General features: G+C 41.4%; 11 protein-coding genes. 5 read left to right on the plus strand and 6 right to left on the minus strand.

Annotated elements, in window-relative coordinates; translation table 11 throughout:
• Positions 1-138: 138 nt before the first annotated feature.
• The 4 genes from PX482_RS07120 to PX482_RS07135 all read right to left on the minus strand — a co-directional run bounded on the left by PX482_RS07120 (position 139) and on the right by PX482_RS07135 (position 4,484).
• The gene (locus PX482_RS07120; RefSeq protein WP_004163343.1) at positions 139-1,014 is read right to left on the minus strand and encodes an N-acetylmuramoyl-L-alanine amidase-like domain-containing protein; all 876 of its coding nucleotides are present in this window, start codon (positions 1,012-1,014) and stop codon (positions 139-141) included.
• A gap of 155 nt (positions 1,015-1,169) precedes the next feature.
• A complete protein-coding gene (locus PX482_RS07125) occupies positions 1,170-2,663 on the minus strand; it encodes a P-loop ATPase, Sll1717 family (RefSeq protein ID WP_288097003.1) in 1,494 nt (497 codons plus the stop codon).
• Positions 2,664-2,668: 5 nt separating this feature from the next.
• Positions 2,669-4,045, minus strand: coding sequence for a KGGVGR-motif variant AAA ATPase (locus PX482_RS07130; RefSeq protein WP_272080589.1), 1,377 nt, complete (start codon positions 4,043-4,045; stop codon positions 2,669-2,671).
• Between the two features lie 7 nt (positions 4,046-4,052).
• Complete coding sequence (locus PX482_RS07135) at positions 4,053-4,484, minus strand: HEPN domain-containing protein (RefSeq protein ID WP_288097000.1); 432 nt, start codon at positions 4,482-4,484, stop codon at positions 4,053-4,055.
• Between the two features lie 710 nt (positions 4,485-5,194).
• Here PX482_RS07135 and PX482_RS07140 point away from each other — a divergent pair.
• From PX482_RS07140 to PX482_RS07160, 5 genes are all read left to right on the plus strand, one after another.
• Positions 5,195-9,181: a magnesium chelatase subunit H gene (locus tag PX482_RS07140; RefSeq protein WP_288122252.1), complete on the plus strand. Its 3,987-nt coding sequence runs from the start codon at positions 5,195-5,197 to the stop codon at positions 9,179-9,181.
• 60 nt (positions 9,182-9,241) lie between these two features.
• Positions 9,242-9,769 carry a hypothetical protein gene (locus PX482_RS07145; RefSeq protein WP_288058326.1) on the plus strand — a complete coding sequence of 176 codons (528 nt, stop codon included), beginning with the start codon at positions 9,242-9,244 and terminating at the stop codon, positions 9,767-9,769.
• Positions 9,770-9,789: 20 nt separating this feature from the next.
• A complete protein-coding gene (locus PX482_RS07150; protein ID WP_002758495.1) occupies positions 9,790-10,191 on the plus strand; it encodes a hypothetical protein in 402 nt (133 codons plus the stop codon).
• An 8-nt stretch (positions 10,192-10,199) separates the two neighbouring features.
• Positions 10,200-10,373 carry a type II toxin-antitoxin system HicB family antitoxin gene (locus tag PX482_RS07155; RefSeq protein ID WP_002758496.1) on the plus strand — a complete coding sequence of 58 codons (174 nt, stop codon included), beginning with the start codon at positions 10,200-10,202 and terminating at the stop codon, positions 10,371-10,373.
• Positions 10,374-10,762: 389 nt separating this feature from the next.
• Positions 10,763-11,629, plus strand: a complete 867-nt coding sequence (locus PX482_RS07160) for a 6-pyruvoyl trahydropterin synthase family protein (protein ID WP_043999001.1) — start codon at positions 10,763-10,765, stop codon at positions 11,627-11,629.
• 280 nt (positions 11,630-11,909) lie between these two features.
• Here the strand turns inward: PX482_RS07160 and PX482_RS07165 are convergent, their stop codons facing one another.
• Positions 11,910-12,719 (minus strand): SDR family NAD(P)-dependent oxidoreductase, encoded by an 810-nt coding sequence (locus tag PX482_RS07165; protein ID WP_002758498.1) that lies wholly within the window; start codon positions 12,717-12,719, stop codon positions 11,910-11,912.
• A 35-nt stretch (positions 12,720-12,754) separates the two neighbouring features.
• A complete protein-coding gene (locus tag PX482_RS07170; protein WP_288025201.1) occupies positions 12,755-12,877 on the minus strand; it encodes a hypothetical protein in 123 nt (40 codons plus the stop codon).
• Positions 12,878-12,943: the final 66 nt, after the last annotated feature.

Below are 12,943 nucleotides of genomic sequence, written 5' to 3' on the forward strand. Positions count from 1 at the left end.
TTGAGGGGGTCAATTACCTAATTTTCAGGGAAAAAGTACCTGAATTTCCCCCTGATCACTCCCATGCCAGGCACTTTTGGATTTCAAAAAGGTCTAAAAGTCTTATCCAACAAGGTTTTTAGATTTATTCAGCAAACCCTACCTATTTCTTGGATCAAGGGAACGAACGACAAAAATACCGATGGCTTTGTCCACTTTAGTGATATATTTTTCTAGGTCTTTAGCAATGGTAACTTGACCAGCAGGAGAGGCATGAATTAAGCCAATTTTGCCATCGGCAAAGCGATAAACTAGACCGGTATGGGTGGTATCTAAACCAGCGATATTAGTCACGACACCGATAATATCGCCAGCTTGCAGTTGTGGATAAATATCTTTAATCTTAGCGGTGGGAATATAGGTTAAGGATAAGCTTTCTAATTGCCGTTCTAACTGTTGAATACAATGGTAATTACTTTGAGTTTTTAACTGGGGATATAGATGGCGGTTTTTGCTGATAAAGTTGAGCTTTTTGTCAAGAGTAATTCCTCCTAATTTGTGAGTAATATTTTCTAGATTGCCTCGTTTTTGGTTGTCATTAATCCAATCGGAAAAGTAATGCAGGCGACTACAATAACCGTCGAGAATACCGTGGCGATAACGCTGATTTAAAACCTGCTGACTAAAAGCAGAATACTGATAATTTTTTAAAGCAAAATTGTGACTCAAAGCGAGAACTGTTTCCACAAAGAGGACACAATCAAACTCTTTTAAAGAGATAAATAATTTTTCTGTAGGAGAGCGATCGAGTAATCCTGCTTGATATTTTGCTCCTAAAAATTGAGCGGCGATATTCTGGATTATATCGGCCATGGGTAAGCGATCGAGTTGTTGATTTTGGGCGTACTGCACCAGTTTTTGATAATTAGGATCGCTGACTTCTTGAGCAAGAATAGTTTCCGATCGAGCTATACTCAAGGGAATTAAAACAGGATTAATTAATAAATAGGGTAAAGTTATCCAATTAAAAAACATTGTCGATCGATTACTGAAAATAATAAGGGTTTATCACCGACTAATACACATTAACTATCGGAGTTATCAACTGTTAAAATCTGCCAGTATTAGTTATTATTGCTTCATGTATTTTACTATTTATTCTACATAAAATTATTGTCGATATCCTCAAGTTATTGAGGACGTTGAATCCCACCGCGACGTTTAACTTTAAACCCATATGAATAAATTTCAGGTATATTAATTCGATCATCAATCTGACTTTCCACCACACCCAATTGTATTAGATATTGCACAATCCCTTCAGGTTCCTGAACGGGAGGTTTGTTTTCTTTTTCAGGACTCCATTTAGTTGAGCGCACAGCCTCTAAAAAAGTTTCTTTCGGCATAGGAGTTTTTAACCCTTCTAAGTTAGTTTTTAGAGATTCTAACCAAGGATATTCTTCCTGTGCTAATTCTTTAATTCTATCCTCTGAAGTATCCATTAAAGCACTCTGGAGATCAGGGGGTTGTAGAAGGTATAGCTCGGTCAGTTGTTCAAAACGTTCTAATCTTTTGGCTGCCGCTAGGTCGAATAATTTTAGAAAAGAGCGAGGAGCAATTCTACCCCCAGTATCCTGAAGATGATTAGGTATCCATCGGTAGGTAATGCCTTTTTTAGGACTAACTCCCATATATTTACCGATCATTTTTTCGATTAATTCTTCAAATAATCGTTCATCACTACTAACATTCCATCCTAGTTGGGTTGAGCTTTCATAAATTAAATTAGGGATCATCTGTAAATAGTCTCTCATTTCTTGATCGGAATTAGCTAACCGTTTAATCCAGAGTTGATAGAGCCAAGAGCGTTGCCATTCTAGCCGATGGGATTGTAATTTAGAAGCATCAGGAAATCCCAAAAATTCCTCTCTAAATAGGTCGGTACGAAGAAATATTTTTGGTCGAATTCTCTCCCAACGACGAGAGCGATCGAGCCAAAAAGCTAATAATTCTCTAATCGGATTAGCTAGAGCATTATAAGTAGTCAATAACCGATCCAATTCATCATAAGTAATAAATAGCCATTGGTCAGAACTAATTAATTGTTCGTCTAATTTGTCAAGAACATAATTTAGATGTTCAAAATTATCTTTAACTAAAATTCTCCATTCTGATAAAAGCGATAACCTATTTTTAAGAATAGTAGTAATATTTGGATCCAATTCTTGACCTATAATGCTGGCAATATCAGATTCTTGTTCCTGTAAAATGACACCTAAAATCAATCCTAACCAGAAACTACGCCATTCAAGATTAGTAGCGTTTTGCATTTCTTTTTCTATAATTTCTGGTGACGGAAATCGTTTTGCAGTTTTGCGAGTGCGACCAAATCCTGCAATCCATCTGGTCTGATTTAAAGGAGCAAGACCTCGAATATTTAAACTATTAACTAAAGCTTCTCGTCCAGAGGGAATGGCTAGTAAACGAAATAATTCTGTTTTACCCACACCCCGACCACCTTGAATTAATAAAATGCTTGGCTCCAAAGCTTTTCTATAATCAACCACGGGTAAGAAATTTTTGAGAAATACGTCTTCATCATCACTTTCCTGTTCAGCAGTTGCTTTTCCAGGAGCAACTGCTCCCATTAATTCCAGTAACTTTTTTTTATCGAATTCAGCCATAATTTTTACCGATTGTTTATAATCACATCACGTCCAAATAATTGACAAAGCTTTTCAGCAATAGTTTGATAAGGAGAATCGGTCATAACTTTCACGAGATTTGCTAATCTCTCTTTTTCTTCTGGAGTATCGTGCCGTGAGTCACGAGTAAAGAGGGCAATATCTCCCCGCAGACTATTATCATAGGGGACAACTATCGGGAAAAATGGTGCATCAGTATCATTAGAGTTAGGGACATCTTCAGATTCAGTATAATAGTTTTCTTGGAAAATTGTATAGGCTCTTTGTCGAAAATTTCGTAACTCTCTTTCTCGGCCAACTGTTCCTAAAGATGGAGCGAGAGCATGAACTAAAATTAATGGTAAAGGATCCTCAGGGTTAGATAGGGCTAAATGTTGGATAACTTGGGTTAATCCTGCCCAACTTTGTCGAGATTCCGTACCAAAAATAACCACTGCATGGGAAAAATAAGTAATAGCTAAACCACCAATATCATGAAAACCTGCTCTTGCATCCATGAGAATAAAATCCAGTGGTCTGTTTAACCTTGCTATTTCTTCTAGCATTTGTTTTAAAATGCCTTGTAGTTGACCATTGACAAGATTTTGAAAGTCTAAACGAGCCAATTTTTCTAAATAATCTTGATCCACATTTCCTGCTGGTAGCAATTTTAAGATTTCACCTTCATCTCCTAACAAATTTGAGTCATTAATATCTTTTAAACTCAGTTTCCATTTGTCTTTTTGAACTTTCTTTTCTAGCAAATAGTCCATGACACCAGAATTAGCGGCAACATCTTTAGAAAAAATTGTGGCCAGACCGGGAGCTTCTAAATCAAGATCAACTATAGCGACTCGATGACCATTCCGCGCTAAAGTTAAGGCAGTAGCGGCAATAGTAGTGGTGCGACCAACTCCTCCTTTGAAGGAAAAAAAGGAGACAATAGCTGGTTTATATCCTTTTTCAACTTTTTCAAAATCCCAAGGCAGTTGCTGCCCAATTTTATTCTCTGTCCATGCTTGTTTAGCCAGATGACGTTCTAGAATATACCATTCCAAGCTTGGCGATTCATCGAACCAAGGTGCCTTAACTTTTTCCTTCATGATAAGATCAATCAGGGCTTTATAAGCATCTCCTTCTCCTTTTTGCCACCAAATATCACGGCCATAGTAATCCTCAAGTTTTTCAGACAGGAGTGTAGATAGATGGTTTTCTTCGTTTGATTCTATCTTGTCTTCCCCTTGTAACTCTAGAAATAAGCGAATTTTTCCCTCAACATCACGAATAATAATCACGGATTTTAGTTTGGCCACAAGAGAACCAAGACTGGAATCCTGAAAGCATTCCCTTACCCTAGCAAAAGTTTCACTAAAACTAATCATCAGAATCTTAAATATCCTTACTAGAAATATAACCGTTTAGCACTAATCTGGGAATAATATCTCGATAAATTTCTTCAGCACATTCAACGGCCAAGTTAGCCTGATCTTCAGTCCAATATCCAGATTGATAATATCTTCTTTCTGGGTGATTTTGCCCTAAGACAGTTCCCCGGATGCGAGAAACTGGTAACTGTTGCTCTAAACGAGGATAGAGAATTCCTAATCTTTCCCTCGCTTTACCTTCTAATTCCTTGAGATCATGTCCGAATTTTTTAGCGGCTTTTTGATCATTTTTAAAATACTGTTCTACTAAAAGCTTAAAAGCGCATTCTACTACATAACCAGCTAGGTAAATGGCATTGTCCCAACGGTTTTTAGACAGCAAAATTTTGGCATCTTGCAAATGTCGGCCTGCTGCACTAGCAAATAACTCGGTCATAGACGTATCGAATCAAATAAAAACTTTTTAGCCATAAACCAATTCTACCACCATAACGAAACTTTAAGAACTTTACTTCCTTATTGTTGATTTTTCAACCTAAACTTGCCAAATTTTCTGAAACTATTGCCTGATTTCCTCGCTATAATTAAGCTGTTGACTATCTAAATTACTCCTTAAGACTGCACTGGAGCGCCGGAGTTGCCAGTTCGAGCATTTGTACTAAAATTTCCAATAGGCAGTTTAAATCCAGTACAGCTTACCTGCTACTGAATCCTAACCCTAACAACAATTTTTGATTTTTACCAGAGGTCTAGGACAAGGACAAAAAGCTGATCTTGATTGAGTTATAGCACTTGCGGCCCTGTACGAGACGACCTCGAATCCTAACCCCGATCTTGAATAGGGACATCTCGTCTGAGGTGCTAATGAATAACACTTTTGGAATTAAAAGTCAATAGATTAAATATTAATTTTTGTAAAGAAAGGCCTGAGCATTTACTCAAAAAGCTCTTTACCATCTGTTACAAAATATGGCAAGATATTTATCAAATTGTGTCAAAACCCAGAGTAAATGCTCATTGGGGTGACATTTTCTGATACAAAACAGAAACATATATATCCAAATACCTTAAACAAAGGGCGATCGTCATCTGATGACGAAAATCACTTCATACCAGACTCAGCAATCCTAAGGAGAACCATCATATATGTTCACTCACGTCAAGTCCACCATTCGTCACATAGTTCCCGACGCGTTGAATGGTCGATCGCTGGTCAAGGTGGTCTATGTCGTGCTAGAACCTCAGTACCAAAGTGCGCTGAGTAGTGCGGTCAGGGAAATCAACGCTAACAACCGGAAACTAGCGATCGAAATTAGTGGTTATTTAATCGAAGAACTGCGCGATGGGGAAAATTATCGCAATTTTCAAGAGGATGTAGCCAAAGCTAATATTTTCATTGCTTCTCTCATCTTTATCGAAGATTTAGCCGATAAAGTTGTGGCCGCTGTCAGTCCCCATCGGGATAAATTAGACGCGGCGATTGTCTTTCCCTCCATGCCCCAGGTAATGCGCTTAAATAAATTAGGTTGCTTTTCCATGGCCCAATTGGGACAGTCTAAGAGTGTCATCGCTAACTTTATGAAAAAGCGCAGGGAAAACTCTGGCGCTGGTTTCCAAGATGCGATGTTAAAGTTATTGCGAACTTTACCGCAAGTCCTGAAATATCTCCCCATGGAAAAAGCTCAGGACGCACGCAACTTTATGTTAAGTTTCCAGTATTGGCTAGGGGGTTCGGCAGAAAATTTAGAGAACTTCCTGTTAATGTTGGCCGATAAGTACGTCTTCGATAACAAGGATGACAGCGTAGTTTACAAGGAACCGGTAGTTTATCCGGATCTGGGTATCTGGCATCCTTTATCCATGAAAATGTTCGAGGATGTCAAGGAATACTTCGCTTGGTACAATAACCGCAGTGATATTGCCGATGACTTAAAAGACCCCTTGGCTCCCTGTGTTGGCTTAATTTTACAGAGAACTCACCTCGTTACTGGTGATGACGCTCATTATGTCGCTCTCGTGCAGGAATTCGAGTCTATGGGTGCGCGAGTCCTTCCTGTTTTTGCCGGGGGATTAGATTTTTCTAAACCGGTAGAGGAATACTTCTGGGATAAAAGCTTAAAAGGAGTGGAAGCGGTTGCTATCGTTGATACGGTAATTTCCCTGACGGGATTTGCTTTAGTGGGGGGTCCAGCGCGACAAGATCATCCGAAAGCGATAGAATCCTTAAAACGTCTCAATCGTCCCTATATGTGCGCGTTACCGCTAGTTTTCCAAACCACTCAGGAATGGGAAGAAAGCGATTTAGGTTTACACCCGATTCAAGTGGCGCTACAGATTGCTATTCCGGAATTAGACGGTGCGATCGAACCTATTATATTATCGGGCCGGGATGGCGCGACGGGTAAAGCGATCGCTTTACAGGATCGGGTAGAAGCGATCGCTCAACGGGCGCTAAAATGGGCTACCCTAAGAAAGAAACCGAAACTCAATAAAAAAGTCGCCATCACCGTCTTTAGTTTCCCCCCCGATAAAGGGAATGTGGGAACCGCAGCCTATCTAGATGTGTTCGGTTCTATCTACGAGGTGATGCAAGCGTTACAAAATAATGGTTATGACTTGCAGGACTTACCCGCATCTCCCCGGGAACTGATGGAAGCGGTAATCCATGATGCCACCGCACAATACCATAGTCCGGAGCTAAATATCGCCTATCGGATGTCCGTACCGGAATACGAACGTTTAACCCCCTATTCCGTCCGTTTAGAGGAAAATTGGGGACCACCACCGGGACACCTCAACAGTGATGGACAAAATCTATTAATCTACGGGAAAGAGTTCGGTAATGTTTTTATTGGGGTTCAACCCACCTTCGGTTATGAAGGGGATCCCATGCGTCTGCTATTTTCTCGTTCTGCTAGTCCCCACCACGGTTTTGCAGCCTACTACACCTATCTCAATCAAGTCTGGAAAGCAGACGCGGTTCTTCATTTTGGCACCCACGGTTCCCTAGAATTTATGCCGGGGAAACAGATGGGAATGTCTGGGGAATGCTACCCCGATAACCTCATCGGGATGATTCCCAACCTCTACTATTATGCCGCTAATAACCCCAGCGAAGCGACGATCGCTAAACGTCGCAGTTATGCGGAAACCATCTCCTATCTCACTCCCCCCGCAGAAAATGCCGGACTCTACAAAGGGTTAAAAGAACTAAGCGAGTTGATCGGTTCCTACCAAACCCTGAAAGATAGTGGGCGTGGGGTGCAAATTGTCAATACCATTGTCGATAAATGTTTATTAGTCAATCTCGACAAAGATATAAGTTTACCTGATGGTGACACTGCCCATCTCAGTCAAGAGGAACGGGATAATATTGTCGGTTCCGTCTATCGTAAACTGATGGAAATTGAATCGCGCTTGCTTCCCTGCGGACTTCACGTTATTGGGAAACCCCCCTCGGCGCTCGAAGCGGTGGCAACTTTGGTCAATATTGCCAGTTTAGACCGGGAAGAAGACGATTTACTCTCCTTACCCCGAATTATTGCCAACAGCATCGGCCGGGATCTAGAGGAAGTTTATCGCAATAGCGATCGAGGTGTGTTAGAGGATGTGGAATTACTGCAAAACATCACCCTAGCGACTCGCGCTGCCGTCGCAACTTTAGTCAAGTCCCAAACCGACGCAGAAGGTCGAGTATCGATGCTTTCTAAGCTGAATTTCTTGAATATAGGCAAGAAATCGCCTTGGCTGGAAACTTTGCAGGAGATGGGTTATCCACAAGTTGATCCGGTGGCGTTAAAACCCCTGTTTGAATACCTAGAATTCTGTTTAGAACAGGTTTGTGCCGATAATGAATTAGGGGCGCTATTAAAAGCATTGGAAGGGGAATACGTTCTTCCCGGTCCCGGTGGCGACCCCATCCGTAACCCCGGAGTTTTACCGACGGGTAAAAATATCCACGCTTTAGATCCCCAGTCTATCCCGACCCTAGCGGCGGTAAAATCGGCTAAAATCGTGGTGGATCGCCTGTTAGAACGGCAAAAACTGGATAATGGCGGTAAATATCCCGAAACCATCGCTTGTGTTCTCTGGGGAACTGATAATATCAAAACCTATGGGGAATCCCTAGCACAAATTCTCTGGATGGTGGGGGTTCGTCCTGTTCCCGATGCTTTGGGACGGGTGAATAAATTGGAATTAATTCCCCTAGAGGAATTAGGAAGACCGCGCATTGATGTGGTGGTCAACTGTTCTGGTGTCTTCCGGGATTTATTTATCAATCAGATGAACTTGCTTGACCAAGGCGTAAAAATGGCCGCGGAAGCAAACGAACCGATGGAGATGAATTATGTCCGTAAACACGCTATGGAACAAGCAAAAGAAATGGGTTTAACGGTTCGACAGGCAGCCACCCGCATCTTTTCTAATGCTTCCGGTTCCTATTCTTCTAACATCAATCTCGCGGTGGAAAATAGCAGTTGGGAAGATGAAAAAGAGTTACAGAATATGTATCTCAACCGCAAGGGTTTTGCTTTCGACTCGGATAATCCGGGTATGATGGCCGATAATCGTCAGTTGTTTGAAGCATCCTTAAAAACTGCGGAGGCAACTTTCCAAAACTTGGATTCTAGCGAGATTAGTTTAACCGATGTTTCCCACTATTTCGACTCGGACCCGACAAAAGTTGTGGCTAGTTTACGCGATGATGGCAAAAAACCGGCGGCCTATATTGCCGATACTACCACCGCTAATGCTCAGGTGCGTACTTTATCGGAAACCGTGCGCTTGGATACCCGCACCAAGTTACTCAATCCCAAATGGTACGAGGGAATGTTAAGTCACGGTTACGAAGGAGTCCGAGAATTATCGAAGCGTTTGGTTAATACCATGGGTTGGTCTGCAACTGCTGACGCGGTGGATAATTGGGTTTATGAAGATGTCAACACCACTTTTATTCAAGATGAGGAAATGTGTCAGCGTCTGATGAATCTCAATCCTAATTCTTTCCGCAAGATGGTGGGAACCCTGCTAGAAGTTAATGGTCGCGGTTACTGGGAAACTTCTCAAGAGAATTTAGACCGCTTACAGGAACTTTATCAAGAAGTGGAGGACCGTATCGAAGGAATCGAGTAGAATAGATAGATAAGACTTGAGAGACTGGCTAATTACCGGTCTCTTGAGTTTTGAACAAACATGAAAAATAACTTTTGGGGGTTAATTTGGTCTAGTTTTTTAGGAATTCAGTCATTGGTGCTGGGATTCCTGGGTTTTGTCGCTAGTTTACTTGCGTGGGTATTTGCTGGGCAGACACCTATTCCTCTAGTGGTTCTTTTTGTTATAATCACGATGGCTATATTAGCTATAGCTACTCTATGTAAGGCGTTACAAACGGCACTAGAAGAATATCACAGAGTCAAGCAAAATATTATTCCGAAAATCCTACGAGTTCAAAAGGACGCAAATAATAATATTCAATGCTTACTCGAAGCCTCAAATTTATTTGCCGCTCAACTAATGATATCGTTTTACTATACGGACGAAGATGGGTTTGAAGTATTAATCGGTGAGGGGTTTGTTAAAAATGTACAAAGCGATCAAAAAATACAGACAGTTCTCGACCAGCCAGAAGCGGGCTATCAAAATGTTTTAGACAGATTAGCTAATAACGAAGACAAAATTATTCAAAGAATCAAAGTCAAACCGAGTATTTATAAAAAATAATTAAACCTGTAGAGGAAATTATGGAAAACGTCACAGAAATTCCCCTTTTATCCCCCAAAGGAACTTTTCCTGCCACGGTCGTTAAGGTTATTGACGACTATAAATTAGTAATGAATAGAGGTGAACAGAACGGAATTCGAGAAGGTCAAAGAATGATGGTTTATCGTATCGATGACGAAGAAATATTAGATCCCCATACTGGCGAATCTTTAGGGTTTCTCGAATTAGTAAGAGGTACGGGAAGAATTATTTTCGTTCAAGATAAAATATCTATAATTGAAACCGATCAGAAAAAAACTTATAGAAAAAGAATAGAAAATTCTTCTTTGGGATTGAGGAGTTATAAATCTGAAGTGGTAGAATCCGATGAATTAAAACCTTTTGATAATGCTCAAGTTGGCGATTTAGTCAAACCTATTTAGACCTATCGATGGAACAACCAATATTAAAATACTTTCTGTCTCTTAAATATCCGATTTCAATTTATCCCGAAGAAGAAGGAGGATACACGGCATTAATTCCCGATTTACCCGGATGTATGAGTCAGGGTGAAACTTTAGAAGAAGTGATTATTAATATTGAAGAAGCGAGCGAATTTGGATAGAGACGGTTTATTTTGGTAGATCTTTTTGCGTAGGTTGGGTTGAACGAAGTGAAACCCAACAACTGAGGGTTTCTGTCGGGTTTCGTGACCTCAACCCGACCTACGAATTTACTTTTTTGCCCACTAAAGTATCCCATCTCGATTGCTCCTAAAGAAGAATTGAGGGAGCTAGAAAGTTATGGATAGAGACAGTTTATCATAGTGGTAAAAAAGTAATTCCTTCACCTTCTCAAAGATAAATTTTCTCACTCTCGACTCACAGCGATCGCATTCTGCTGGAATTGAGGGATAACTTTCTCCGGTCCGCAAGCCGGAGGAGACAAAACTGGTTTATGCTAGAAAAAGTTGCTCTTAACGTAACTTTACAAAGTCATCGATCGCCCACATTTATGGATTGCATCATCAATCGTCGAGCGAGGTTTTCAGCCAGCCATCGCTATTATCTACCAGAATGGGACGAAGCCGAAAATCAAAGACGTTTTGGTCTTGGTAGCCGTTTTCCCGGTCATGGTCACAATTACGAATTATACGTCTCCCTATACAAAGAACTCAATCCTTATGGCATGGTGGAAAATCTCTCCACCGTGAAACAGGTAATTAAACGAGAGATAACCAGTCAATTAGACTACTCCTATCTCAATCAAGTCTGGCCGGAATTTCAGCAAACCCTACCCACCACAGAAAATATCGCCAGAGTTATCTGGCAAAGATTAGCACCCTATTTACCATTAGTCAAAATTCAACTATTTGAACACCCCGAATTGTGGGCAGAATATCAAGGAAAAGATATGGAAGCAACTTTAACCGTCAAAACCCATTTTAGCGCCGCCCATCGTTTGGCTTTACCGCAATTAACCCTCGAACAAAACTCGGAAATCTACGGCAAATGCGCTAGGGTAAACGGTCATGGCCATAATTATCACCTAGAAGTATCCGTGGCGGGGGAAATCGATCCCCGCACCGGTATGATTGTAGATCTAGGGGATTTACAAAAAGCGATCGATGAATTGGTAGTAGAACCCTTCGATCATACTTTTTTAAATAAGGATATTCCCTACTTTGCCGAAGTGGTTCCCACCGCGGAAAATATTGCCTTACATATCGCTCAACTATTAGGGGAACGGATCCGCCAATTAGGAGCCGAATTAGATAAAGTTAAACTGATTGAAAGTCCCAATAATTCTGCGGAAATCCACTGTCGTGGTTTGGTTCAAGCTCCCCGACAACTTCTAGAAAAAACCCTGACAGCCGTTTAATTGCCTGTTAGTTAAGGTGATTAGGGTGAGCATGGCTCACCCTGATGGATTTAATTAGGGCTTGCTGAATAAATCTAAAAACCTTGTTGGATAACGCTTTTAGACTTTTTTTGCCTCAAAAAGTGCCGACCTTTGGAGTGATTGGGGGGAAAATCCCTGGACTTTTTTCCTGAAAATTAGGTAATTGACCACATGAAAATGAGTAAAACCCCACACCCCACACCCCACACCCCACACCCTACCCCCAGGAAAAACTTTTTCACCAGACCCTAATTAAACCCTAGTTAAACACTTCTCGCCATCCTCGCTTTCCTTTGCTTTGGCGTAAGGGAGAGGCTAAATCGACAATTTTCTCGAGCAGTTTCGGGGCCAATTTTTGACACCAAAGAGCTAGATGACTTTGCCAACCGACGACAATTTCCGTTTTGTCCCTATTTAACCCGGTAATTAGGGTTTGGGCGACTTCTTCGGCGCTCATCGGTTTTAACCATCGAAATAACTGCAATTCTCGCACCATATCCGTATCGGTTAAAGAGGGTAAGAGGGTGACAACTTTGATGTTGTGTTCCCGTAATTCCGACCTGAGAGCTTGACTAAAACCCAAAATGGCAAATTTGGTGGCCGAGTAGGTAGCAAAGCTAGGAGCGGCAATTTTACCCATCATGCTGGAAACATTGACAATCGTTCCCTGTCCCCGAATTGCCATCCGGCGGGCAATTAAGCGAGTAACCGTGTACAGGGCCATCAGATTTAAAGATATTTCTGCTTGCACTTGCGAAAATTGCGAGCGTAGAAAGGGGGTTTGATGGGCAATACCGGCACAGTTAACGAGGATATCGATGCCGCGGCATTCTTGCCAAACGCGGATAATTGAAGGACTAACAAGGTCATTTTCGGTTAAATCTAGGGCTAAAGGTGTGGCAATGACCCCTAGGGACTCAATTTCTTTCGCTAGTTTTTCTAATCGCTCTTGATCTCTGGCAACAATCACAATTCTGCTTAAACCTTGTCGGGCCAATTCTAAGGCGATCGCTCGTCCAATACCCCGGGATGCCCCCGTGACTAGGGCAGTTTTTCCCTGTAATTTCATGATCAAACTCCTGTTTTAAGCAACAGTACGGGAATTTATTGGTTTTGCTTCTGAAATCTTTGATTTGTGCATCTATACCCTACATAGGGTTTGCTGAAAAAGCTTTTCCTGGGGGCAGGGTGTGGGGTGTGGGGTGTGGGGTGTGGGGTTTTACCCATTTTCAGGGGGTCAATTACCTAATTTTCAGGGAAAAAGTCCCGGAATTTTCCCCCCAATCACTCCAA

It is taken from the genome of Microcystis sp. M53602_WE12, from assembly GCF_030065455.1.
Taxonomy (GTDB): Bacteria; Cyanobacteriota; Cyanobacteriia; order Cyanobacteriales; family Microcystaceae; genus Microcystis; species Microcystis aeruginosa.

Coding starts and splice junctions, on each gene's coding strand:
- PX482_RS07120 (WP_004163343.1), bottom strand. CDS start 1,014: ATGTTTTTTAATTGGATAACTTTACCCTATTTATTAATTAATCCTGTT.
- PX482_RS07125 (WP_288097003.1), bottom strand. CDS start 2,663: ATGGCTGAATTCGATAAAAAAAAGTTACTGGAATTAATGGGAGCAGTT.
- PX482_RS07130 (WP_272080589.1), bottom strand. CDS start 4,045: ATGATTAGTTTTAGTGAAACTTTTGCTAGGGTAAGGGAATGCTTTCAG.
- PX482_RS07135 (WP_288097000.1), bottom strand. CDS start 4,484: ATGACCGAGTTATTTGCTAGTGCAGCAGGCCGACATTTGCAAGATGCC.
- PX482_RS07140 (WP_288122252.1), top strand. CDS start 5,195: ATGTTCACTCACGTCAAGTCCACCATTCGTCACATAGTTCCCGACGCG.
- PX482_RS07145 (WP_288058326.1), top strand. CDS start 9,242: ATGAAAAATAACTTTTGGGGGTTAATTTGGTCTAGTTTTTTAGGAATT.
- PX482_RS07150 (WP_002758495.1), top strand. CDS start 9,790: ATGGAAAACGTCACAGAAATTCCCCTTTTATCCCCCAAAGGAACTTTT.
- PX482_RS07155 (WP_002758496.1), top strand. CDS start 10,200: ATGGAACAACCAATATTAAAATACTTTCTGTCTCTTAAATATCCGATT.
- PX482_RS07160 (WP_043999001.1), top strand. CDS start 10,763: ATGGATTGCATCATCAATCGTCGAGCGAGGTTTTCAGCCAGCCATCGC.
- PX482_RS07165 (WP_002758498.1), bottom strand. CDS start 12,719: ATGAAATTACAGGGAAAAACTGCCCTAGTCACGGGGGCATCCCGGGGT.
- PX482_RS07170 (WP_288025201.1), bottom strand. CDS start 12,877: ATGGGTAAAACCCCACACCCCACACCCCACACCCCACACCCTGCCCCC.